Here is a 24,317-nt window from a genome sequence, read left to right on the forward strand (position 1 = left end):
GTTATGTCTTAAAAGTAAGCGCGTAAACCCAGTTTCAGGTTTCTACCAGGCAATGGTGCTTGCTCTTTAATAAACGAGCTGTGCACAAAACCAAGCTCATCAGTTAAGTTATCGATATTTGCATATCCTACAAAATCTATACCTTGTGCCGAGAAGTCATATTGTAGACTTGTATCGACTAGGGTATACCCATTAGTTTTGGTCTCGTAGCTTGTAATATTAGACTGACTATTATAACGAGTAATCGTCATATTTGCTTTCCAACCAGCATGTTCAAATTCATACTTTACGCCTAACTTATTGCTAGGAATTCGAGGTAAGTACTGATCATTATCTAATTTAGCGGTAATTGAATCAGCGAATACCTTTACGCGATTCTTATCGTTGATACGATAGTGTGCATCAAGTTCAATACCATAAAGTTCTGCGTCGTTGCTTACGAATTTGAATACTGGAGAAGCACCTTCATGGAAGTGATCTGCTTCTTCTAAACCATGTTCCGCGGTATACATTAAACCAGTATTTTGCTGGTAGTAGTAGTTGGCGATATCGTTGTAAAAAACATTAACAGTATAACCAAAATCGCCCATGAAACGTCTAACGCTAAAGTCGACATTTGTTGCTGTTTCTTGCTCTATGGTTTGTGGTTCAAAGTGGATTTCACCCTCTTCAATTTCATACCCTAAACCTAGTTCGTAGGTGCCAGTCGCAATGTGTGTGCCATTTGACAGTAGTTCAGCAGTTAGTGGTGCACGTTCTGAGCGAGAAAGGTTAACTGCAAAGTTATGTCCTTCAGCAAAGTTATATACGCCGCCAATTGAGGCGCTGAAGTTAGTCATATCTAATTCATAGGCAACTGTTTCAAACTCAGCGTGGTCGTCATGATCATCGTGTTCGTGGTCGTCATGATCATCATGTCCGTGGTCGTCGTGATCATCATCTGCGTGGTCATCATGATCATCATCGTGATGAGATTTATTTGTTACTAAGCTAGACAGCTGAAAATCTTCAATACGAGCACCTAGCTCTAATGTAAAGTCACCGAACGTACGTTCTTCAAGTAAGAAAAGAGCGTGAGACTTAGTTTCAGTCGCTGGGGTGAATGCTTCAGCACCTTGCGCTTCATAATCACTGTCAGAGTAGTGGTAACCAATGATACCATGCCACTCACCAATACGATGTTCTACACCTGTGCGCAACTCAGTGGTTTTGTTTTTAAATGTTGTACCAGTAGCACCATGTTCAATTTCGCTGTGCTCATAATCGGTATAGCCTGCTCTTACATTAATAGATTCAATCCACTGGTTATGCAGTGAGTAATTGAATAGAGCCTGCCAGCGGTCTTGTTTTACACGCGCATAGACAGCTTCTTCAGTATGCTCATCAGCATGGTCATCGTGGTCGTCATGTGCATCATGATCGTGGTCATCGTGGTCATCGTGGTCGTGGTCATGACCTTCATGGCTGTGAGCAGGGATCCCATAATCCGTTTCAATGCGCCCGAATGCAAGCCCCAATGTTAAATGGTCATTTACGTAGCTTGTACCAAAGTTCACTTGCTGTGAATCAATATACGTATTATCTACTTTATTCGCTGTTTCTGGCGCTTCTTCATGGTGATCGTCATGATCTGCTTCAGAACCGTGGTCATCATGTGCGTCGTGATCATGATCGTCATGATGATCATCTTCACCGTGCTCTTCATGTGGGAGGTTAAACTGCGGCGTCTCGTAATCACCGCCTTTTCTGCTCACGCCATCAAAATGAAAATTAAAGCCTTCATGACCGGCTTCAAGTACTGCTGCGTAAGTATTGGTGTTGGATACCGTGTCATGACTATATTCGGCAGCACCAGAAAGAGATTCGATGATATCTGTAGGAATACGGTTATCGACGACGTTTACAACGCCACCAATGGCACCTGAGCCATACAATAACGTTGCAGGGCCACGTAATACTTCAATTTGTTGTGCTGATAAGCTGTCGTTAGTGTTCGCGTGATCAGGGCCAACGCGAGATGCGTCGCTACTGTCTAAACCATTTTGGGTGATTTTTACACGAGGGCCATCTAAGCCACGAATAATTGGGCTTGATGAAACAGGACCAAAGTAGCTCGAGTTTATACCTGGTTGCCCTTTTAGAGTTTCGCCAAGTGTTGGCTTTGCAGCATTTTTTAATTCATCCCCAGCTAACACAGTAACAGGTGATGCCATTTCAATGCTATTTTTATGTAGTGCTGATGCATAAACAACAATACTTTCTACTGCACTTGGCTTCAAAACAACGGTAACGTATCCATTACTTGTTGTTACGTCTAAACGCTCATCTAAATAATTATTTTTGGTAATGTGAAGTTGCGAATCTACGTCAACATTAATGGTAAACTGACCATTTTTATCTGAGGTAACTGATTGGCTTTTGCCATGCAAATGTATCTTTGCACCACTTACTGGCTGGTTATTGTTGTCGAGTACTTTGCCTTTGATATCTGCGGCAAATACGTTACTAGAGAAAAGTGCAGTAAGGATTGCACTGCTGATCAGAGATTGCTTCATCATAGTTTATTAGGCACTAACGTTGAGGTTGAAATAACTTGCGATAATATAACACCACATATATGACAGTTCAATGATGTTATAGTATAACCTTGAAAGATTTTTGCTAAAATCGACACAAAGTCTATAGTTAGAGCGTAGCGGGTTAGGGAAATTAACATGACTAAACCTTTTGTGTTTAAAGCACGCGTAAATGTGGCTGATCTCTTTCATCATTCCAATCACCAAGAAGTGTTTACCACTGCGTTGCAAAAATCAGAATCCTTATCGCATTTTGTGTTAAAAATAATGGGTTTGTGTGCTATTTCTTATGAACACACAGCGCATTTAAATTCACACTCAGACAGGCAAAAGCCAGATGTATGGCTTGAAGATGATACTGGGTATATTACCTTAGCATTATATGCCAGTGAGTTAGAGTTGGAAGAAATTACACGGGTGTCTAAATTGTTTGGTAAAGTTGTGATGCTCGTTATAGAGAACCCAACTTGGTTTAGTGAAATATCTGAGCGCATACACCAAGTAGAAAATGTCAGTATCTTCTCTTTAGAGTCGCAATTTGTTGAGTCATTAAGCGACGCTTTGAGTCGCAGCTTGCATTGGGATGTAGTAATTGAGCAAAACCAACTGAGTGTTAGTGATAAAAATGAATATTACGAAACACACGTGGTGCAGCTTGTGTAATAGCTAAGTTTATCTGGGTGTTACATGGTTGGTTTTAGAGAAGGGTAATTTTGATATCTGTAAGAGGTCGCGAGCAACACAATAACACCTCGCCGTCTCTAACAAAGGCTAATGGCTCCTGTATATAAGCGACTTGTCCATCATTCAGTTGTGCTCGGCAAGCCCCACAAAACCCTTCTCTGCATTGATATTGGACGTCAATATTAGCGGATTCTAAAGAATGAAGTAAAGTAGGGGAATGAGCCGCAAACTCTAGCGGCTCATCAACATCATTTAACGTTATCTTGGGACAAGGCTTTTCAACCATTATAAATCGAAGTCACCAAAGTCAGATGCGTCCACTTTTGAATCTATTTGACCAACAAGATATGAGCTGATCTCAGCTTCTTGCGGCGCAACTTGCACGTTATCAGAAATTAACCAAGCGTTGATCCAAGGAATTGGGTTTGATTTGTTTTCAAATTGTGCTGGTAGTCCAACTGCAGTCATTCGTGTATTTGTAATATATTCAACATACTGACATAAAATATCTTTGTTCAAGCCAATCATAGAGCCATCTTTGAATAAGTATTCTGCCCATTCTTTTTCTTGCTCGGCAGCTTCAACAAACATTGCTATGGCTTCTTCGCGACACTGTGCTGCAACTATGGCCATTTCAGGGTCATCTTTACCTTCTTGCATAATGTTAAGCATATGCTGTGTACCAGACAAGTGCAGGGCTTCATCACGTGCAATAAGCTTGATGATTTTCGCATTGCCTTCCATTAGTTCACGTTCTGCAAAGGCGAAAGAGCAAGCAAAGCTTACATAAAATCGAATTGCTTCGAGAATGTTGACTGACATGACGCAAAGATAAAGTAACTTTTTAAGTTCAAACAAACTGATAACAACGGTTTTACCATTGATCTCATGTTTGCCTTCACCATATAAGTTAAAGATAGAAACTTGCTCAATTAACGCATCGTAATACCGTGTAACGGCATCAGCACGTTCATTAATTTTGTCGTTACTGACTATGTCATCAAATATTAGCTCAGGCGACTGAGTTACATTACGAATAATGTGCGTATATGAACGACTATGAATCGTTTCACTGAACGCCCATGTTTCAATCCAAGTTTCTAACTCCGGAATAGAGACAATCGGAAGTAGAGCTACGTTAGGAGAACGACCTTGAACACTATCTAACAGAGTTTGATATTTAAGGTTACTCAGGAAGATATGTTTTTCATGTTCTGGAAGCGCTTGAAAGTCGATTTTATCTTTACTTACGTCGACTTCTTCAGGTCGCCAGAAGAATGAAAGCTGTTTTTCAATCAGTTTTTCAAAAATCGGATATTTTTGTTGATCGTAACGAGACACATTCACAGTTTGGCCAAAGAACATTGGCTCCTGTAATTGGTCGTTGTGTTTTCTGCTAAACGTAGAATAGGACATAGTTAATACTCAATACTAAAGAAAGCGGGCATAAAGCCCGCTAAAACTTAAATTTTACACGCGCCGCCTTCACAGCCATCATCTTCAACTTCTGGTTTCATCTCATCATGAGCATCAGAAGCACCATCACGGGTGTTATGATAGTAAAGCGTTTTTACACCTAGCTTATATGCTGTTAGTAAATCTTTAAGCAACAACTTCATTGGTACCTTGCCGCCTTCAAATTTATTCGGATCATAATTGGTGTTTGCAGAGATTGTTTGGTCAACAAATTTTTGCATAATTCCGACAAGTGCAAGATAACCATCGTTAGACGGAATATCCCAAAGCAACTCGTAGTTATCTTTTAATCGCTCGTACTCTGGCACTACCTGCTTTAAGATCCCATCTTTACTGGCTTTTACGCTGATATGTCCACGAGGTGGCTCAATACCATTGGTCGCATTTGATATTTGCGATGATGTCTCAGATGGCATTAGAGCTGATAGTGTTGAGTTACGCATGCCATGTTCTTTAATGCTGGCACGAAGCGCATCCCAATCAAGTTGTAATGCTTCATCACATACTTTGTCTAGATCACGTTTATAGGTGTCTATTGGCATAATGCCTTGAGAGTAGGTGGTTTCATTAAATAATGGACATGCACCACGCTCTTTAGCAAGACCATTTGAAGCTTTCATGAGGTAATATTGAATTGCTTCAAATGTTTGGTGTGTGAGGCCATTTGCGCTGCCATCAGAGTACTTAACACCATTTTTAGCGAGGTAATATGCGTAGTTAATTACGCCTATTCCGAGTGTTCTTCTACCCATTGTCGCAGTATGCGCTGCAGGTACTGGGTAATCTTGGAAATCAAGCAAGTTATCCAGTGCTCTTACTGCAAGGTCGGCAAGCTCTTCAAGCTCATCTAACGACTCAAGTGCGCCTAAGTTAAATGCAGACAATGTACATAAGGCGATTTCACCTTCTGCATCATTGACGTTATTTAATGGCTTAGTTGGTAACGCGATTTCTAAACATAAGTTAGATTGGCGAATTGGTGCAACCTTTGAGTCAAATGGGCTATGCGTATTACAGTGATCTACGTTTTGTAGGTAGATACGACCAGTACTAGCGCGCTCTTGTGCAAACATAGAAAACAGCTCAATCGCTTTAATACGCTTTTTACGAATAGACTCATCTTGTTCATATTTAACGTATAACGATTCAAACTTGTCTTGGTCTTCAAAGAATGAATCATATAAGCCTGGTACATCCGATGGGCTAAACAAGGTAATATAATCGTCTTTAATTAGGCGAGAATACATTGTTTTATTAAATTGTACGCCGTAGTCAAGGTGACGAACACGGTTTTCCTCTACACCACGGTTGTTTTTAAGAACCAGTAAATTTTCGACTTCCAAATGCCACAATGGGTAAAACAGTGTCGCTGCGCCACCACGTACACCACCTTGTGAACAGCTCTTAACCGCTGTCTGGAAGTGCTTATAAAAAGGGATACATCCAGTATGGTACGCTTCACCATTGCGGATTGGGCTACCTAGCGCTCGAATACGTCCAGCGTTGATACCAATTCCAGCGCGTTGGCTTACATATTTTACTATTGCAGACGACGTTGCATTAATCGAGTCAAGGCTATCGCCACATTCAATTAGTACACATGAACTAAATTGGCGTGTAGGCGTACGCACACCTGCCATGATTGGAGTTGGCAATGAAATTTTGAACAAAGAAATTGCGTCATAAAAACGTTTGATATAACTCAGGCGCGTTTCTTTGGGGTAATCAGAAAATAAACTAGCAGCAACGAGTATATATAAGAACTGAGCGCTTTCATAAATTTCACCCGTTACGCGGTTTTGAACTAGATACTTACCTTCAAGTTGTTTAACCGCAGCATAGCTGAAGTTTAAATCGCGGGCATGGTCTAGATAGTCGTCTAATTCGTCGATCTCTTCTTTTGTATAGTCGACCAATAGGTGTTGGTCATAGCGCTTATCTTCTACCAACTTTGTGATATGTTCGTATAAATGCGGCGGTTCAAACTGACCATATGCTTTTTTACGAAGGTGGAATATAGCCAATCTGGCAGCAAGGTATTGATAATCAGGAGATTCCTTATCAATGAGATCTGCGGCAGCTTTGATGATTGTTTCATGGATATCTTCGGTACGAATACCATCATAAAACTGAATATGTGACTTAAGTTCAACTTGTGACACAGATACATTATTTAGACCTTCCGCAGCCCACGTAATAACGCGGTGGATTTTATCTAAATCGAGCGGCTCTTTACGACCGTTTCTTTTACTGACAGATAGCTGTTGGTTCATAGTTGCGCCTGTATTCCCTCGGAATGTGTATTTTTTATATTAATGGCTGAGGCCTGTAAAGCGTTCAGATTAACTGCTTATCTTTTAACCACTATATATGGTGGAAGTGCCCCTGCGGATCACAAGATAGTGGGGTTATGGCAATTTTGCAATAGAACAACTCACTCTCAATTGTGGATAACTTAGGGATAATTGCATTGTGTTAGTGCTTATTAACCTTTGAGGTTTTATACGCTAAGCCGCCATCAAAAAATCAACCAAGAGAGGACTATTTTTTCTTAAATTGAAAAAAAAAACTGACTGATTTTTTTATATGCAGCTTGGTGTTAAAATACAGACAAAACACTACATATGGTGTCTTGTCTGTTTTAGTAATACTAAATGTGCTTAAGTAGTGCTTCTGGGTTAGTAAGATTGAGATCCGCTTCCCAAGACAAAGCGATTGCTTCACTTGGGACGTAACCCCATAGCGCTACAACGGATCGCATTTTAGCTGCACGAGCAGCTTGAATGTCACGTTCAGCATCACCAACGTAGATACAGTCATTAGGGTTGACCTGTAATTGTTCAGCTGCGTGCAATAATGGTTTTGGGGAGGGTTTCGCTTCGTCCAGAGTATCACCGCATACGACCACCTGAATATCTTTTAGCGCCGCTATATGTTTTAGCAAAGGCAACGTTAAAAAGGTTGGCTTGTTTGTCATAATTGCAACTGGAATACCCGCGCTTCTTAGTCCATCAAGTAGTGCTTGTATGCCGTCAAAACAATGACTATGGACGGCAATATTTTGCGCATAGTAATCCAATACTTGTTGGCGAAGCAAGTCTTGGTCAAACTTTTTTAATTCGCTGCCAAACCCGACATCAAGCAATGCTTTAACGCCGTTAGAAATTGCAGGGCTATAGTCGACTTTCTCTACTTGTGAAAAGTTGTGTAGATTTAACGTGTGGTTAAGTGCTGCGCCTAAATCTTCGCAGGTATCGACTAAAGTGCCATCTAGATCAAATATTACTGCAGCGGTCATGCGAGCTTCTCAAAGTGAAGGATATAATTAACACTGACGTCATTGGTAAGTGTAAATGTTTGGCCAATTGGATTGTAATTAATACCAGCACTCGCGCGAACTTTCAGGTTATGCTGCTCAGCCCAGCTAATGAGTGTTGAAGGTCGAATGAATTTGTCGTGGTCGTGTGTACCTTCAGGTACCATCTTGAGTATCTTTTCTGCGCCTACGATAGCGAGTAAGTAAGCTTTCGTGGTTTTATTTAAAGTAGAAAAGAAGACGCTAGCACCTGGTTTTGCTAATTGTGCCACGGCTTTAATGATGGATGCAGGATCTGGTACATGCTCAAGCATCTCCATACAAGTTACTACGTCGAATTTTTCTGGGTTTTGTTCTGCAAATGTTTCTGCAGGTACTTTTTTATAATCTACAGTTACTCCCGCTTCTAGGCTATGAAGCTTTGCAACATTGAGTGGTTCTTGCCCCATATCTATGCCAGTGGCATTTGCCCCAAGTTTGGCCATACTTTCTGTGAGTATGCCGCCACCACAGCCTACATCGAGGACTGTTTTACCAAATAAACCTTGGCTTTTATCGTTAATAAAGTCTAATCGTAGTGGGTTTATTTCGTGCAATGGTTTGAATTCACCTTGAGTATCCCACCATTGTTGAGCGATCTCTTCGAACTTAGCTATTTCTTGTGGATCTACATTTTGATGTTCGGTCATAAAAAACTTCCTCGTTAATCTGAGCGCATTATAAGCTGGGTCAGATTAAAATCACTAAAATCTTGCGCCTGTAAATTAATAAAAAGTGTGTTAGCATAGCTATTCAGAAATTAATAATAACTCAATCTCTTTGTCATACTTAGTCTGACTAGTTTGACATAAAAGAGGTAGACACTGAAGGAAAGTGGAATCGAATGACTGATCTCGCCAATGAAATCCTACCAGTCAATATTGAAGATGAACTCAAAAATTCATACCTTGATTACGCAATGAGTGTAATTGTAGGGCGTGCCTTACCTGACGTACGTGATGGCTTAAAGCCTGTACACCGTCGTGTATTGTTCGCTATGAACGAGTTGAAAAATGACTGGAATAAGCCTTACAAAAAATCGGCTCGTGTAGTCGGTGATGTGATCGGTAAATATCACCCACATGGTGATAGCGCGGTATACGATACGATAGTACGTATGGCGCAACCATTTTCTCTGCGTTATATGTTGGTTGATGGCCAAGGTAACTTCGGTTCAGTAGATGGCGACTCAGCCGCTGCGATGCGTTATACCGAAGTACGTATGGCAAAAATATCACATGAGTTACTGGCTGATTTAGAAAAAGAAACGGTTGATTATGTTCCTAACTATGATGGAACAGAACAAATCCCTGACGTTTTGCCAACAAAAGTCCCTAGCTTACTAGTTAATGGTTCTTCTGGTATTGCTGTTGGTATGGCAACAAATATACCACCGCATAACTTAACTGAAGTGATTAACGGGTGCTTGGCTTTAATACAAAACCCGGATTTAACCATTGAAGAGTTAATTGATTATATTCCAGGCCCAGATTTCCCAACAGCTGCCATTATTAATGGCAAGAAGGGCATTGAGCAGGCGTATAAAACCGGTCGAGGCAAAATATACGTTCGAGCGCGTGCGGAAGTTGAAGTTGACGAAAAGACCAATAAAGAAACGATCATCGTTCATGAGTTACCATATCAGGTTAACAAAGCACGCTTAATTGAAAAAATCGCTGAACTTGTTAAAGACAAGAAAGTTGAGGGGATCAGTGCGTTACGTGACGAGTCTGACAAAGACGGTATGCGTATTGTAATTGAAGTAAAGCGCGGGGAAGTAGGGGAAGTAATTCTAAATAACCTTTACTCGCAAACACAATTACAAACAGTATTTGGCATGAACATGGTGGCGTTGGATAACAATCAGCCAAAGTGTTTTAACCTAAAAGAAATGCTCGATGCGTTTATTATTCACCGTCGTGAAGTCGTTACGCGTCGTACTGTATTCGATTTACGTAAAGCAAGAGATAGAGCGCATACGCTTGAAGGCCTTGCGATTGCACTGGCGAATATAGATCCGATCATTGAGTTAATTAGAAAATCACCAAGCCCCTCTGAAGCGAAGCAAGCCCTTGTTGCACGCCCTTGGGAGTTAGGTACTGTTAAGTCGATGCTTGAAAAAGCAGGTGAAGACAATGTAGCACGCCCTGATTGGTTAGAAGCTGAGCTAGGTATTCGCGATGGTCAGTACTACTTATCAGAACAGCAAGCTCAAGCAATTCTTGACTTACGCTTACATAAGCTTACTGGCTTAGAGCATGAAAAAATCTTAGCTGAATACCAAGAACTATTAGAAGTTATTGCTGAGTTACTCTTCATTTTGTCTTCTCCTGAACGTCTAATGGAAGTAATTCGTGATGAGCTAGTTGAGATAAAAGAAACTTATGGTGATGAACGTCGCACTGAGATCAGTGCTGCCGCTCATGATATTAGCCTTGAAGATTTGATCAACGAAGAAGATGTTGTTGTTACCTTATCTCACGAAGGGTATGTTAAATACCAGCCATTATCAGACTACGAAGCACAGCGTCGTGGTGGTAAAGGTAAAGCGGCTACTAAGATGAAAGATGAAGATTTCATCGAACGACTCTTGGTTGCGAATACGCATGACACCATTTTATGTTTCTCTACAGCGGGACGCATGTATTGGTTGAAGGTATATCAATTACCGCTTGCTTCACGCACAGCACGTGGTAAGCCAATCGTGAATTTACTGCCTTTAGAAGCGGATGAGCGCATTACTACAATATTGCCTGTTCGTGAATACGAAGAAGACAAATACGTATTGATGGCCACGGCTAATGGTACGGTTAAGAAGACGCCATTGACTGCGTATAGCCGTCAACGTGCAAGTGGTATCATCGCGATAAACTTAAACGAAGGTGATAACTTAATCGGTGCAGATATTACTGATGGCAGCAATGACATCATGCTATTTACAGACCACGGTAAAGTAGTTCGCTTTAATGAAAAGCTGCGCGATTCTGACACTGGTGAAGTGAAAATTGACCCAGAAACAGGCGAAGAAATGTTAGCGTTACGTCCTATGGGCCGTACTGCAACAGGTGTTCGTGGTATCAAAATGCCAGATGACGTGAAAGTTGTATCATTGATAGTACCGAAGAATGATGGTGCTATATTAACAGTGACTGAAAATGGCTATGGTAAACGTACACCATTAGAAGAGTATCCAGCGAAGAGCCGAGCTACACAAGGTGTTGTGTCGATTAAAGTGAGTGATCGCAACGGGAGTGTTGTTGGTGCAGTTCAGGTTGAAGATAATAACGAAATAATGTTAATTTCTAACCGCGGCACTTTAGTACGTACTCGCGTCAGTGAAGTATCTACAGTTGGTCGAAATACCCAAGGGGTCATTTTGATCAGAACAATTGAAGATGAGCAAGTAGTAGGCCTACAGCGCATTGAGGAAATTGAAGTGGATGACTTACTTGAGGGTGAGGATGGCAATGCGGATGTTGCAGAGAATGCAGACGCAGAGCAAAACACGCAAGTGAACGACGATTCACCGAGTGAATAAAGAAAACTAAAAAGCGGCTGTGGCCGCTTTTTTTATCTGTAAATTATTGTTGTTTAGGAATGAGGAAAATGACGGTATATAACTTTTGTGCAGGGCCGGCGATGTTGCCCCCTGAAGTAATGAAGAAAGCGCAAGCAGAGTTTTTAAATTGGCAAGGATTGGGTGTGTCGGTGATGGAAGTGAGTCACCGTGCTAAACCTTTTTTGGCGATGGTAGAAGAGTGTGAAGCGTCTTTACGTCGTTTAATGAACATCTCTGACGACTTTGAAGTTTTATTTATGCACGGTGGTGGCCGAGGTCAGTTTGCGGCTGTGCCATTAAACCTGCATCAAGGTGATGCGCCAGGCTTTTATATTGAAAATGGTATATGGTCAAGTGGCGCTACCAAAGAGGGGGCTAAATTTACCAACGTTGAATCGTTGAACATTCGTTGTGATGAGCAAAGTACATTTGATATTCAGCCTGTAAACGATTGGCAACTGCCAGAAAAAGCGTCTTTCATTCACTATTGTCCAAATGAGACAATCGATGGTATTGAAATATTTGATGTGCCAAAACACCAAAGCGCACCTATTGTCGCCGATATGTCTTCAATGATTTTGTCGCGCGAAATTAATGTAGACGACTTTGACCTCATCTATGCGGGCGCGCAAAAGAATATCGGGCCGTCGGGTTTATGTATTGTTATTGTGCGTAAAACATTACTTGAAAGAGAGGGATTGCCTCGTCCAGCGATACTGGATTACGCAATTGAAGCTAAGCAAGGCAGTATGTATAACACGCCTCCAACATTTGCTTGGTACTTAGCTGCTGAAGTGTTTTCATACCTAGAAGCCCAAGGTGGCGTGCCAGCTATGGAAGCGCATAATAAAGAAAAAGCGGCGCTTTTATATAAGTATATCGATAGTTCAGATTTTTATAGTAATAAAGTAGCTGCACATTGTCGTTCATTGATGAATGTACCCTTTTGGTTACAAGATGATGACTTAAATGCTGCGTTTCTTGCCCAAGCAGAAGCTGCTGGGTTAGTTGCGCTAGAAGGGCATAGGTTCGTTGGCGGAATGAGGGCAAGTATTTATAACGCCATGCCAATCGAAGGCATTAAAGCCCTTATTGCATTCATGGATAAGTTTGCTAAGGAGCATAGCTAATGGAGCAGCTTACCTTAAAGCCGATTTCAAAAGTATCCGGTTCAGTTACATTACCAGGCTCAAAAAGTTTATCTAATCGTATTTTGCTATTGGCTGCATTATCGCAAGGTACGACAGAGGTACACAATTTACTTGATAGTGACGATATTCGCTATATGTTAGGCGCATTAGAGCAGATGGGCGTGACGGTTACTTTAAATGCAGATAAAACAGTCGCAACGGTCGAAGGGTGCGCTGGGCAATTAAAAACACCAAAAGATGCATTGTTTTTAGGTAACGCTGGTACCGCTTATAGACCATTGACTGCTGTTCTTGCTGCAACTGAAGGTCGCTTCGAGCTGATTGGCGAGCCGCGTATGGAAGAGCGACCTATTGGTCACTTAGTAGATGCCATGGCCAAATTAGGCGCAGACATCCGTTATTTGAAAAATGCTGATTACCCGCCGCTATTAATAGAAGGCAAGCCGTTAAGTGGCGGCCAAGTTGAAATTGACGGCAGTATTTCTAGTCAGTTTTTAACGGCATTATTAATGGCAGCACCACTTTTTACAGGCGACACGCATATTCGCATTAAAGGGGATTTAGTTTCTAAGCCATATATCGACATTACGATTGGTGTGATGGCCCAGTTTGGCATTGAAGTGGTTAATGATAACTACCAAGCTTTTATGGTCAAGGGTAATCAAACATATCAGTCACCGAAGCGAATTATGGTTGAAGGGGATGCCTCTTCTGCATCCTATTTCATCGCAGCTGCAGCTATTTCAGGTGGTGAAATAGAGATTAACGGTGTTGGTAAAAAAAGCGTACAAGGTGATATTGGGTTTGCCAATGTAATGGAACAAGTGGGTGCTAAAATCGACTGGTATGATGAAAAACTGATAGTGCGTAAAGGAGAGTTAAAAGGCGTTGATATTGATGCCAACGAGATCCCTGATGCAGCAATGACGTTAGCAACTGTTGCTTTGTTCGCTAAAGGGCCGACGGCTATCCGTAATATCTATAACTGGCGAGTTAAAGAAACAGACCGCTTAGCAGCAATGGCAACTGAGTTACGAAAAGTGGGCGCTGAGGTTGTTGAGGGGCATGACTTTATTGAAATTACACCACCGGCGGCTATTAATTTGGTTGATATCGATACCTATAACGACCATCGTATAGCGATGTGTTTTTCTATGGTCGCTGTAGGTGGTCATGAGGTGATCATTAATGACCCAGGCTGTACAGCCAAAACATTCCCCACGTTTTTTAAGGTTTTAGCATCAATCACTACCCATTAATACTCACGGTAAAATTGTAATAGAGTCACTGTAATATGGCTCTATTCATTTCTAACTTAGTACCTATTTAACAAAAAGTTACAGGTAAGTAAGGATATATTCATTAAACTTGCGTATAATGCACGCGGTAAATTTAAGGTGGGCATTTCAGGAGGTTTTAAATGCAGGCATCGATGCCAGTTATCACCGTAGACGGCCCAAGTGGTTCAGGCAAAGGAACAGTTTGTCGCTTGTTAGCTGAAAAACTAAATTGGGATGTATTAGACAGTGGGGCGATTTATCGTGTTCTTTCTCTCGCTGCACTACATCATCAAATCGCTTTGGATAATGAAGAAGCACTTGTGCCATTGGCGGCCAATTTAGATGTACAATTTTTAATTGACCCTGCCACAAAAAACGGCAGAGTCATTCTTGAAGGAGAAGACGTAACAACCACTATTCGTAATGAAGACGTGGGCGCCGCAGCTTCAAAAGTCGCGGCACTACCTCGGGTGAGAGAGGCATTGTTACGCAGGCAGCGCGCATTTAGAACTGAAGCAGGCTTGATTGCTGATGGTAGGGATATGGGAACGGTTATTTTCCCAGATGCCGAAATCAAATTATATTTGACAGCCACTGCAGAGGAACGTGCGAACCGCCGATTCTTAGAGTTGAATGGTCGTGGACTAGATGTTACACTAAGTGGTCTGCTAGAGGACATAAAAGCGCGTGATGATCGCGATATGAATCGCACTGTTGCGCCTTTAGTCCCGGCTGTAGATGCGATAACGATTGATACAAGTGAGTTAAATGCTGAACAAGTGTTTGCTACTGTTATGGAAATTCTAGAAGATGCGGTACGTACCGGTAAACTAGATAAGTCGCGTTTAACCTAATTTATTAATGCATTGGCAGGAAGCTGATGTTTATTTAACTACCCCATGCAGCATGGTTGCTAATTGGAATATACTTTATGAGACGTATTTAGTATGTCAGAAAATTTTGCGCAGTTATTTGAAGAAAGCCTAAAAGGTTTTGAAGCAGAGCAAGGCTCTATCGTTAAAGGTACAGTAATTTCAATCGAGAACAATATCGTTCTTGTTGATGCTGGTCTTAAATCAGAAAGTGCTATCCCTGCTGAGCAATTCAAAAATGCTGCTGGTGAACTAGAAGTTGCTGTTGGCGACGAAGTAGATGTAGCGCTAGACGCAATTGAAGACGGTTTTGGTGAAACTATCCTTTCTCGTGAGAAAGCGAAGCGTCACGAAGCTTGGATCCGTCTTGAAAAAGCATGTGAAGAGCAAGAGACTGTTATCGGTGTTATCAACGGTAAAGTTAAAGGCGGTTTCACTGTTGAAGTTGACACAATTCGTGCGTTCCTACCTGGTTCACTTGTTGATGTTCGTCCAGTACGTGACACAGCACACCTTGAAGGTAAAGAGCTTGAGTTTAAAGTAATCAAGCTTGATCAAAAGCGCAACAACGTTGTTGTTTCACGTCGTGCAGTTATCGAATCAGAAAACTCACAAGAGCGTGAAGAGCTTCTTGCTAACCTTGTTGAAGGTCAAGAAGTTAAAGGTATCGTTAAGAACCTTACAGACTACGGTGCGTTCGTTGACCTTGGTGGTGTAGACGGTCTACTACACATCACTGACATGGCGTGGAAGCGTGTTAAGCACCCTTCAGAAATCGTTAATGTTGGCGACGAAATCGCAGTTAAAGTTCTTAAGTTCGACAAAGAGAAGACTCGTGTTTCTCTAGGTCTTAAGCAACTTGGCGAAGATCCATGGGCAGCTATCGCTGGTCGTTACCCAGAAGGTGCTAAGCTTTCTGGTCGTGTAACTAACCTTACTGACTACGGTTGTTTCGTAGAAATCGAAGAAGGTGTTGAAGGTCTAGTACACGTTTCTGAAATGGATTGGACTAACAAGAACATCCACCCTTCAAAAGTTGTTAGCCTAGGCGACAGCGTTGAAGTTATGGTTCTTGAAATCGACGAAGAACGTCGTCGTATTTCTCTAGGTCTTAAGCAATGTATTGCTAACCCTTGGCAAGAATTTGCTCGTCTTCAAAACAAAGGCGACCAAGTTACTGGTAAGATCAAGTCAATCACTGACTTCGGTATCTTCATCGGTCTTGACGGCGGCATTGACGGTCTTGTTCACCTTTCTGACATCTCTTGGAACACTCCAGGTGAAGAAGCTGTACGTGAGTACAAGAAAGGCGACGAAATCACTGCAATCGTATTGCAAGTTGACCCAGAGCGTGAGCGTATCTCTCTTGGCGTTAAGCAAATCGAAGCTGACCCATTCAATAACTACCTAGACGTAAACAAAAAAGGTGCTATTGTTAAAGGTAAAGTGACTGAAGTTGACGCGAAAGGCGCAACTGTTGAGCTTATCGAAGGTGTTGAAGGTTACATCCGTGTAGCTGACATCGCTCAAGAGCGTATCGAAGATGCAACTACTGTTGTTTCTGCTGGTGACGAAATTGAAGCTAAATATGTAGGTGTTGATCGTAAGAACCGTACTATCAGCCTTTCAGTTAAAGCTATGTTCGAAGCTGAAGAGAAAGAAGTTCTTGAGAAGTTGAAGAAAGAAGAGCCTGCGTTCGAAAACGCAATGGCAGCAGCTTTCAAAAACGCTCAAAAAGACTAATATTTAAGTCTTATCAGGAAGGGCGCTTTAGCCCTTCCTTTTTATATTAAAGGAAACATTATGACAAAGTCAGAATTGATAGAACAACTTGCCGAGCAACACGCACATGTTCCTGTAAAAGATGTGGAAAATGCTGTGAAAGAAATTCTTGAACAAATGGCAGGTTCATTATCATGCTCAGATCGCATTGAGATCCGTGGGTTTGGTAGTTTCTCATTGCACTTCCGTTCACCTCGTACTGGCCGTAACCCAAAAACAGGTGATACAGTTGAATTAGATGGAAAGTATGTACCTCACTTTAAGCCTGGTAAGGAATTACGTGACCGCGTAAACGCCAGTATTGCTGACTAATATACCTGTACATTGACGGAGTAGCACTTGGTAAAGGTAGTAAAAAAAGGATTCATTTTAGCACTCATATTATTAGCGTTTGTAATTGGCACACAAAACCCTGAAGTGGTTAACGTTAATTATTTAATTGCATCTAGTGAAATACCTCTAGCGACTTTAATGAGTATTTGTTTTTTTATAGGTGTTATCGTTGGTTGTATTGTAAGTGTAAAAGTGTTCTCTCAATTAAAATGGCAAAACTATCGCCTTAGAAAGACTAACCGTCAATTATCGCCTGATACTGACCGCTGACCATGATTGAGCTGTTATTTTTACTGCTTCCTGTGGCAGCTGCATACGGCTATGTGATGGGGAAAAATAGCGCTAAAAATCAAGCCCATGAACAAAGTCGCCAAATAACCTCCCAGTATAGTAAAGGTCTTAAATTTCTTCTTGATAGAGAAGAAGATCAGGGCTTAGAACATCTAATACAACTCCTCGAAGTCTCTGCTGATTCAGTTGAACATTATCTTACTTTAGCAACCTTATTTCGTAAACGTGGTGAATTAGACCGCGCAATAAAAATTCACGAACTGCTTCTGAATCAACCAAATTTAAGCGATGTAAATACAGAGTCTTGTAGGTTAGAGCTTGCCAAAGATTATATTTTGGCTGGGTTACTCGATAGTGCAGAAGAGCACTTAATTGTGTTAGTTAAAAACGCGAATAAAGAATCCCTTGACCTTATTATTAACTTGTATTCCCAAATGCGTGAGTGGCATAAGGGAATAAGTATGTACGAAGCGCATAGCGACTTATTTACCAAGCCGCAGCATTGTGCTGCTGTAGCAAATTTTTATTGCGAAGCTGCATTGGCAGACAAAACGCCTAAGCTTATGGAAAAAACATCGGCATTAGAACATAAAACAATTCGTCCGTTGTATGAATTAGGAAAAGACGCTTTTGAACAACAGGATTATGTAAAAGCAATTTATTACTGGCGTAAGTTAATTAGTAGCTTTACGCATACTGCTCCGATTTACATCGCCGAGTTGGAAGAGAGTTATACGCAATTAAACTTAACCGAGCAGTTCAACGAATTAATCATAGAGTTACTCCCAAAGGGAGGCGTATTAATTCGAATTAAACACTGCCAAGCGTTACTCACTAAAGGTGAGCAACAACAGGCAATCGATTTTTTAACCGATAGCCTCAAGCGCGAGCCCTCAATACGTGGCTTTAGCTTCTTATTACAATTGTTGGGTAACAGCAATAATAGAATTCACACGGTGCTAGCGGAAGTTGATAAGCTGGTGCAGTCATATATTGCTACTAAGCCAGAGTATCAATGCAGGCATTGTGGTTTTACAAGTCATACGCTTTATTGGATTTGTCCGTCGTGCAAGCATTGGGAGTCCATCGCACCGAGTAAAGGATTAGACGGTTATTAATATGTATTTAGCGCAGGCTAAGTACGCCTTATAAAATGCTATTTCTGAAAATTAGGTCAACCTTAGGAATATTATGTCCCAAATAGATTCAAAGAAAGTGCTGATCGCACTAGATTACGATAATGAACAAGCAGCATTAAACTTTGTTAAACAGCTGTCACCAGATCAGTGTCGCTTAAAAGTGGGCAAAGAAATGTTCACTTATTTTGGTCCTCAATTTGTTAAGCAATTGGTCGATTTAGGGTTTGATGTTTTTCTGGACTTAAAATTCCACGATATTCCAAACACAGTCGCTAAAGCAGTTACGGCGGCTGCAGAACTAGGTGTATGGATGGTCAATGTTCATGCCAGTGGTGGTCTTGAAATGATGCAAAAAGCCAAGCAAGCATTGGCAAGCTATGGTGAAAAAGCCCCATTACTCATTGCTGTTACCGTATTAACCAGTATGGATCAGGCTCAATTATTACGTTTAGGGATTGAAAAAACACCACAGGATCAGGTGGTGTACTTGGCGAAACTATCACAAGAAGCTGGATTAGATGGTGTGGTATGTTCGGCACAAGAAGCTAAAACGTTAAAAGCCGAATTAGGCAATAACTTTAAGCTTATTACACCGGGAATAAGGCCTGTTGGCGCTGATGCTGGCGATCAAAAACGTATCATGACACCACAAAAAGCCATTGATGCGGGCAGTGACTATTTAGTGATTGGTCGACCAATTACCCAATCAGATGATCCGGTAAAAACACTCGCTGAGATAAACGAATCTATCGCCTAGTCTATATTTTATAAAAGCAGCGTTTAGCTGCTTTTATATTTTTAAAGCTGTGTAATACGGTCTATGTTTACAGCGCAGAGGCTTAGCCCTTTAGAGCTTATACATATTCTATTGGTATGCACCCTCTAAAATATCGAGTAATTTTACCTACCTTTAACGCGATTAGTATTAACTTAGTTGCGCTTTTAAGGCAGCAATTTCTCAGTCTCACCATTATATTTGCCACGAAATAATGTATTGTCTTTGAACAAGAGTAGTTCGCCTTGCTTTCCATGTTTTATGCTACTGTCTATCGCAATAATTTTTTGATTAGCGGTGGTTTTTACCTTTGGTTGAGAGGTGTGGCCAACCACGATATGATCAACTTTGTAGTACTTCAGTAAAGTGCTTACATCTTCATCTGGTATAGAATCGAAATATCCTCGGTACCAAATTGGACCATTACGACCGAATAAATGTTTTGCCGAGTCTGGGCGCTCTTGACTAACAAGGTGTTGTGAAAATGCAGAATTGATTTTACTCAAGGAGGTTTTGTTATGAGCAAAGCTTACTGGGAGTCCACCATGCATAAACAAAGCATTATTGAGTTTTAAAATAACATGTTTACTGCGTAACCATTGACCAAGTACTGTATTCTTTCCGTAAAGCTGATTAATATTTTTTTCTAAAAGACGCTCTGTCTGTTCATATTTCTTATGTAAATATCTATCATCATTATTCAAAACCATGACTTCGTGATTGCCTAATAAAAGATGGAGTTTTCCACCATGACTCAGTGCTTGTGCCTCAAGAGAATATAAAAGCCATAAAATTTTTGTCACATCAGGGCCGCGGTCGAATATATCGCCCGTGATAATTAAGTGGCCTGCACCAAATTTCCAATTGTTGTTAGCATCAATAATTTGGTGATTGAAAAGTAACGTTTGCAATACGCCTAATTGGCCATGCACGTCACTTAGGGCTGCATATTTTTTCACATCGTGATAAATGAAGGGCGCTTTATGTGTGTGTAATGGGGTCTCAATATCTATATTACACTCGTTGAACTTGAGTATATTCGCTTGCTTTATGACCTTTGAATACGCCTTATTATTACAAACCCAATCAATTGTTACCCTGTTATCGATTACTGATACATAAGGGCCATCAGAGAAAGCGGCTACGGCTGTTTGGCTCAGGCTAGCTGTTAATAAGGCTAGCACGCTGAGAAATGAAAAATACGTCATAATATCCTTTAATTGCCTGCATGAACTTATTGTCATGCTGTAATTATTCGAGAAAGTAATAAAGCGCCTAATAGTTAAAGTGGTGAAACAGGGTACTGTTTCACCAAAATAGCGCCTTCAAATCAACCTGTTGGTCGTGAGGTTTACATTCAGCGCTTTAAATGAGCGTAAATGTTATAAACTCTGCGCGTAATGATAGAGTGACTTGAGTACATTTAAGTTTTTCTCATTACCATCATTTTCATGTACCAAGTTTTCAAGCGTTAACATAAAGTCTTCAGCTGAAATGGAAGGGTTATCTTCACCGTGCATCAGTTTATTTTGGCAATATTTACGCCATGAATCGAGCTCTGAAGGGGAGAGTAGTTCAGGCCAGTTTCTTGCACGATACCGAAAGAGCATGGTAGTAAACTTAGCGTCTTCAAATTCAAGGTTCAGTGCACCAAGTGCACTTGGCTGAGCATCTCTGACAACTGCAAACTTTGCTTTGTCAGATTTACTAATAAAGCCATTATATAACTGATAGTCAGGGTTAGTAGTCGCGCTAAAATCACCTTGCTCATTAAACACTTCTGCGACCTTGTCTCTTAGTTCAGGGTGCTCTTTCAGTACTTTTAAATGGGTTAAACATTGTTCACGATCAATACCTAGCCGAGCTGCATTTTCAGGTAATAGTGTTTTTGCGGGTGCTAGAATAGGGCACTTATTTACATGAACTAGCTTTAAACCAACAGGTAAATCACCTTCAGCCATATCAACACGTTTGGTATACAAACGCTCTCTGAGTTCTGCAACTGACAAGTCGAGTAGGACTTGCGGGTTCTCTGTTAAGTTAAAACATACCACCGCATTTTTGTTACTCGGGTGAAAACTCATTGGCGCCACCCAGGTTGTACATCCTTGCGTAGCAGGAATTCGAGAAGAGGTGTGCACCAAAGGCTGCATGTTGAATACATCTATAATATCGAGTAATGCTTTTTTGTTACGCAGATTAAAAAAGAAATCAAACAGTTTGGGTTGTTTGGTTTTTATGAGTTTAGCTAAGTCAATTGTGGCTGTCACGTCGCTGAGTGCATCGTGTGCTGCGCCATGTTCAATGCCATTGGCAACTGTTAAATGTTCTAATTTAAAACTGGGCGTACCATCTTCTTTTAGTGGCCATTCAATGCCATCAGGGCGTAGTGCATAACACGCTCTTACTAAATCGATAATATCCCAACGGCTATTGCCGTTTTGCCATTCGCGCTCGTATGGGTCATAAAAGTTTCTGTATAAGCTATATCGCGTGACTTCATCATCAAAACGAATGCTGTTGTAACCTGCGACACATGTACCCGGGCGGCTAAATTGCGCATGAATTTTAGCCATAAACTCAGCTTCAATGAGACCGTGCTTTTGGGCATGTTGTGGCGTGATCCCTGTGATCAAACAAGCTTCAGGGTGAGGTAAATAATCGGGTGCCGGCTTACAGTATTCAATTAGCGGCTCACCAATAATATTAAGGTCGTAGTCGGTACGAATTCCGGCAAACTGACTTGGCCTGTCTTTTTGAGGGGTTGCTCCAAACGTTTCATAATCGTGCCAATAGATACTTGGTGTATTCTCGTTGTTTTTTTGTGTGTCTTTACCGTTACTATTATTCATTAATTCAATGGCTTATAATTTATTTGTTGTTTGGCTAGTTTCTGCTGTTTCTCTAAATTACGCACAAGTGTGTATATGAAAAACTTTGCGTGTGTATAAAAATAAATGGCTCTTACTGATACAAACTGCGAAAGCTCGCAAACAAGACAGGCGACCCAATTACATTATCTCATAGAGACGGCCTGCGCGTAAAACGTAATAAAAACGGCTGTGTAATTTGGCAGTATCGTTGTCGCTATTTAAGCAAGCCCGTGCCAAAGTATTTTGTATTGATGTGTGTGCGTATGCAGTAATGAGTAATCATACGCATATTGTGCTGTATGTAGATGATATAAAAGCTAAAAGATTGAGTGATAAAGCGATTATCATCAGATGGCATAAGCTATTTAAAGGCACCATACTGTCTCACAAGACCCTTCAAGGTGAGCGGTTAGACTCAGCCCAGCAATACTTTTTAAATAAAGACATTGAACAATTTAGAGAACGCTTAGCGAGTATCAGTTGGTTTATGCGGGTACTGAATGAAAGCATCGCTCGAAAAGCGAATAAAGAAGATAACTGTACAGGTCGATTTTATTCGCTGCCATCCATGGCGCTCACCCTGCGGGCTGCCTAACGGCATTCAAATTAATTCCTTATTAATTTGTGGGAAGGGTGCTTTAAATCACAAGCTTTACTTGATGAAGCTGCACTGGCAGCCTGTATGGCGTATGTTGATTTGAACCCAATCAGAGCAAAATGGCTAATACACCCGAAACCTCAGACTACACGAGCGTTAAAACTCGTTGTGAGCATGCCAAAGAAGGCAAGCAACCTAAACAATTGGCGCGTTTTGCAGGCAGCCCCCGAAAGCACATGCCCAAAGGTTTACCGTTTGAATTAAAGTCATACTTAGAATTAGTAGAATTAACCGACGGATGTATGAGAGCAGATAAGCGAGGCTACATCAGCCCAGTTAACTCCCCAATTTTAGACAGGCTCAACATAGCCCCTGAAAACTGGTTAAAACTCACCACGCAATTTACTAAAGTATTTCACGGCGCAGTAGGGCGGCCTCAAAAGCTTGATAATTATTGTGCAAGCCTAGAAATTAAACGGCGGGCTAATTATAAGCAATGTGAAAGGCTACTGGCTTAATTTTTCGACCATCAAGGTAATCTCTAGATAAAAAATACATCATAGCGTGGCGGCTTAGCCATGCCTTATTACTGGGCATGAGTTCAGTTTTTCTCTATTTTGGAGCTTATAGCGCATTTACTTGATTTGATTTTACTAACCAAGTGATATTTCAGATTGAACGCGGCTTATTTCTTGGTATTATTTTTAGAGTGGGTGTCGTCTTAATCCGTTGTAAAAAACAACCTAGCGGGTTAGTTATGGCTTGACAGTCAATAAGCGTCCATATATGTCATTGCTAATTTGAAAATTGAATTAATACCCCTTTAGCACGTGTTTCATCTTGCTCAATGGTTGATGATCTTAAGTAGGCACCTGTGCGCAAGTTGTTCATGATAGAAATAGCTTATCTTAAATAGTATTTGGTGCTTAGTGGACTATAAAAACACTTAATTTTCGACAGTCAACATAAGGAACACCTTTCAGCACCAAACCATATGAACGAGCTTCGAGAAGGTAGCCTTATGTAGTTAAGCAAAAACAAGTCTGCGGGGCTAAATGTCACTTGCAGTGAGCTGTTTTGATCCTGGCTCTGATCATTGACTGATAACTCACCTATGAAGATTTACGAGCATCGCTTAAAAAATATTTGAATAGATATTTATTTCACAGCCTTGATGCGTTATCTTCTTGATATAAATTTGTTAAAAAAATAACATCGGCAAATTTATATCAAGAGTTGGCAGTCAGAATTTTTCTGCAACCCTTAACACTTCTAGAAATAAAATATTTAAATTAAGGAAAATTTAAGATGTTTATTATCAACACTTTAAAGTGGTGTGCACTTTTTATATGCACAGCCAGTTCATTTCAGCTTCAAGCACACAAACAAATCAGAAACTAGTTGAACCACTTAGATACATACACGGGGATTACGTTTAAAATAAATGTAAAGTACGATCTCAACTTTAAGAAAGGCGAAATATCTGTTTCAAGAAATGAGCTAAATTCTGAGCATATATTGTCAGATAGCCCCTATCTTGAACAAGTTGAGTTACTCCACCCCAATTACAAGC

18 protein-coding genes and 1 pseudogene are annotated in these 24,317 nt (G+C 40.9%); 11 read left to right on the forward strand and 8 right to left on the reverse strand.

The features are described 5' to 3' along the window. Window positions 1-8 precede the first annotated feature (8 nt). On the reverse strand, window positions 9-2,558 hold the full coding sequence (locus tag PCIT_RS10595; RefSeq protein WP_040697816.1) for a TonB-dependent receptor: 2,550 nt from the start codon (window positions 2,556-2,558) through the stop codon (window positions 9-11). Window positions 2,559-2,714: 156 nt separating this feature from the next. Here PCIT_RS10595 and PCIT_RS10600 point away from each other — a divergent pair, with 156 nt between their 5' ends. Further along, window positions 2,715-3,239 carry a YaeQ family protein gene (locus tag PCIT_RS10600; RefSeq protein ID WP_010363010.1) on the forward strand — a complete coding sequence of 175 codons (525 nt, stop codon included), beginning with the start codon at window positions 2,715-2,717 and terminating at the stop codon, window positions 3,237-3,239. A gap of 34 nt (window positions 3,240-3,273) precedes the next feature. Here the strand turns inward: PCIT_RS10600 and yfaE are convergent, their stop codons facing one another. From yfaE to ubiG, 5 genes are all read right to left on the reverse strand, one after another. Further along, entirely contained in the window at window positions 3,274-3,546 is a 273-nt protein-coding gene (yfaE, locus tag PCIT_RS10605; protein WP_010363008.1) for a class I ribonucleotide reductase maintenance protein YfaE, read from the reverse strand. Beyond that, complete coding sequence (nrdB, locus tag PCIT_RS10610) at window positions 3,546-4,676, reverse strand: class Ia ribonucleoside-diphosphate reductase subunit beta (RefSeq protein WP_010363006.1); 1,131 nt, start codon at window positions 4,674-4,676, stop codon at window positions 3,546-3,548. Before nrdB ends, yfaE begins: the two co-directional genes overlap by 1 nt. Window positions 4,677-4,723: 47 nt before the next feature. Continuing rightward, entirely contained in the window at window positions 4,724-7,009 is a 2,286-nt protein-coding gene (gene nrdA, locus PCIT_RS10615; RefSeq protein ID WP_010363004.1) for a class 1a ribonucleoside-diphosphate reductase subunit alpha, read from the reverse strand. Window positions 7,010-7,386: 377 nt separating this feature from the next. Then, a complete protein-coding gene (locus PCIT_RS10620; RefSeq protein ID WP_010363001.1) occupies window positions 7,387-8,034 on the reverse strand; it encodes an HAD family hydrolase in 648 nt (215 codons plus the stop codon). Then, entirely contained in the window at window positions 8,031-8,741 is a 711-nt protein-coding gene (gene ubiG / locus PCIT_RS10625; RefSeq protein WP_010362999.1) for a bifunctional 2-polyprenyl-6-hydroxyphenol methylase/3-demethylubiquinol 3-O-methyltransferase UbiG, read from the reverse strand. The genes PCIT_RS10620 and ubiG overlap by 4 nt, the downstream gene beginning before the upstream one ends. 194 nt (window positions 8,742-8,935) lie before the next feature. Here ubiG and gyrA point away from each other — a divergent pair, with 194 nt between their 5' ends. From gyrA to pyrF, 9 genes are all read left to right on the forward strand, one after another. Beyond that, window positions 8,936-11,629 carry a DNA gyrase subunit A gene (gyrA, locus tag PCIT_RS10630; protein ID WP_010362997.1) on the forward strand — a complete coding sequence of 898 codons (2,694 nt, stop codon included), beginning with the start codon at window positions 8,936-8,938 and terminating at the stop codon, window positions 11,627-11,629. Window positions 11,630-11,697: 68 nt separating this feature from the next. Further along, the gene (gene serC, locus PCIT_RS10635; protein ID WP_010362996.1) at window positions 11,698-12,780 is read left to right on the forward strand and encodes a 3-phosphoserine/phosphohydroxythreonine transaminase; all 1,083 of its coding nucleotides are present in this window, start codon (window positions 11,698-11,700) and stop codon (window positions 12,778-12,780) included. Then, complete coding sequence (gene aroA, locus PCIT_RS10640) at window positions 12,780-14,060, forward strand: 3-phosphoshikimate 1-carboxyvinyltransferase (RefSeq protein ID WP_010362995.1); 1,281 nt, start codon at window positions 12,780-12,782, stop codon at window positions 14,058-14,060. Before serC ends, aroA begins: the two co-directional genes overlap by 1 nt. Window positions 14,061-14,221: 161 nt before the next feature. After that, complete coding sequence (gene cmk, locus PCIT_RS10645) at window positions 14,222-14,935, forward strand: (d)CMP kinase (protein ID WP_010362994.1); 714 nt, start codon at window positions 14,222-14,224, stop codon at window positions 14,933-14,935. A 93-nt stretch (window positions 14,936-15,028) separates the two neighbouring features. Next, window positions 15,029-16,696, forward strand: a complete 1,668-nt coding sequence (rpsA, locus tag PCIT_RS10650) for a 30S ribosomal protein S1 (RefSeq protein ID WP_010362993.1) — start codon at window positions 15,029-15,031, stop codon at window positions 16,694-16,696. Between the two features lie 60 nt (window positions 16,697-16,756). Then, a complete protein-coding gene (ihfB, locus tag PCIT_RS10655; protein ID WP_010362991.1) occupies window positions 16,757-17,047 on the forward strand; it encodes an integration host factor subunit beta in 291 nt (96 codons plus the stop codon). A gap of 27 nt (window positions 17,048-17,074) precedes the next feature. After that, on the forward strand, window positions 17,075-17,338 hold the full coding sequence (locus tag PCIT_RS10660) for a lipopolysaccharide assembly protein LapA domain-containing protein (protein ID WP_010362990.1): 264 nt from the start codon (window positions 17,075-17,077) through the stop codon (window positions 17,336-17,338). A gap of 2 nt (window positions 17,339-17,340) precedes the next feature. Further along, entirely contained in the window at window positions 17,341-18,477 is a 1,137-nt protein-coding gene (locus PCIT_RS10665) for a lipopolysaccharide assembly protein LapB (RefSeq protein ID WP_010362989.1), read from the forward strand. 73 nt (window positions 18,478-18,550) lie between these two features. Beyond that, window positions 18,551-19,255, forward strand: coding sequence for an orotidine-5'-phosphate decarboxylase (pyrF, locus tag PCIT_RS10670; RefSeq protein WP_010362988.1), 705 nt, complete (start codon window positions 18,551-18,553; stop codon window positions 19,253-19,255). A 185-nt stretch (window positions 19,256-19,440) separates the two neighbouring features. Here the strand turns inward: pyrF and PCIT_RS10675 are convergent, their stop codons facing one another. Together PCIT_RS10675 and sbcB are read right to left on the reverse strand one after the other, a co-directional pair. Next, window positions 19,441-20,481 (reverse strand): metallophosphoesterase, encoded by a 1,041-nt coding sequence (locus PCIT_RS10675; RefSeq protein WP_010362987.1) that lies wholly within the window; start codon window positions 20,479-20,481, stop codon window positions 19,441-19,443. Window positions 20,482-20,655: 174 nt separating this feature from the next. Then, a complete protein-coding gene (sbcB, locus tag PCIT_RS10680; RefSeq protein WP_010362986.1) occupies window positions 20,656-22,125 on the reverse strand; it encodes an exodeoxyribonuclease I in 1,470 nt (489 codons plus the stop codon). Window positions 22,126-22,417: 292 nt separating this feature from the next. On the opposite strand from sbcB, the pseudogene PCIT_RS10685 reads away from it, so the two are divergent. After that, window positions 22,418-23,262, forward strand: a pseudogene (locus PCIT_RS10685) (transposase). Window positions 23,263-24,317: the final 1,055 nt, after the last annotated feature.

The sequence above is a fragment of the Pseudoalteromonas citrea genome, from assembly GCF_000238375.3.
GTDB lineage: Bacteria > Pseudomonadota > Gammaproteobacteria > Enterobacterales > Alteromonadaceae > Pseudoalteromonas > Pseudoalteromonas citrea.

Excerpts from the sequence above, each read along its gene's own strand:
- gyrA (WP_010362997.1), top strand. The coding sequence starts at position 8,936 with ATGACTGATCTCGCCAATGAAATCCTACCAGTCAATATTGAAGATGAA.
- PCIT_RS10665 (WP_010362989.1), top strand. The coding sequence starts at position 17,341 with ATGATTGAGCTGTTATTTTTACTGCTTCCTGTGGCAGCTGCATACGGC.
- PCIT_RS10600 (WP_010363010.1), top strand. The coding sequence starts at position 2,715 with ATGACTAAACCTTTTGTGTTTAAAGCACGCGTAAATGTGGCTGATCTC.
- ubiG (WP_010362999.1), bottom strand. The coding sequence starts at position 8,741 with ATGACCGAACATCAAAATGTAGATCCACAAGAAATAGCTAAGTTCGAA.
- sbcB (WP_010362986.1), bottom strand. The coding sequence starts at position 22,125 with ATGAATAATAGTAACGGTAAAGACACACAAAAAAACAACGAGAATACA.
- aroA (WP_010362995.1), top strand. The coding sequence starts at position 12,780 with ATGGAGCAGCTTACCTTAAAGCCGATTTCAAAAGTATCCGGTTCAGTT.
- ihfB (WP_010362991.1), top strand. The coding sequence starts at position 16,757 with ATGACAAAGTCAGAATTGATAGAACAACTTGCCGAGCAACACGCACAT.
- cmk (WP_010362994.1), top strand. The coding sequence starts at position 14,222 with ATGCAGGCATCGATGCCAGTTATCACCGTAGACGGCCCAAGTGGTTCA.
- PCIT_RS10675 (WP_010362987.1), bottom strand. The coding sequence starts at position 20,481 with ATGACGTATTTTTCATTTCTCAGCGTGCTAGCCTTATTAACAGCTAGC.
- nrdA (WP_010363004.1), bottom strand. The coding sequence starts at position 7,009 with ATGAACCAACAGCTATCTGTCAGTAAAAGAAACGGTCGTAAAGAGCCG.
- yfaE (WP_010363008.1), bottom strand. The coding sequence starts at position 3,546 with ATGGTTGAAAAGCCTTGTCCCAAGATAACGTTAAATGATGTTGATGAG.
- pyrF (WP_010362988.1), top strand. The coding sequence starts at position 18,551 with ATGTCCCAAATAGATTCAAAGAAAGTGCTGATCGCACTAGATTACGAT.
- serC (WP_010362996.1), top strand. The coding sequence starts at position 11,698 with ATGACGGTATATAACTTTTGTGCAGGGCCGGCGATGTTGCCCCCTGAA.
- PCIT_RS10620 (WP_010363001.1), bottom strand. The coding sequence starts at position 8,034 with ATGACCGCTGCAGTAATATTTGATCTAGATGGCACTTTAGTCGATACC.
- PCIT_RS10595 (WP_040697816.1), bottom strand. The coding sequence starts at position 2,558 with ATGATGAAGCAATCTCTGATCAGCAGTGCAATCCTTACTGCACTTTTC.
- rpsA (WP_010362993.1), top strand. The coding sequence starts at position 15,029 with ATGTCAGAAAATTTTGCGCAGTTATTTGAAGAAAGCCTAAAAGGTTTT.
- nrdB (WP_010363006.1), bottom strand. The coding sequence starts at position 4,676 with ATGTCCTATTCTACGTTTAGCAGAAAACACAACGACCAATTACAGGAG.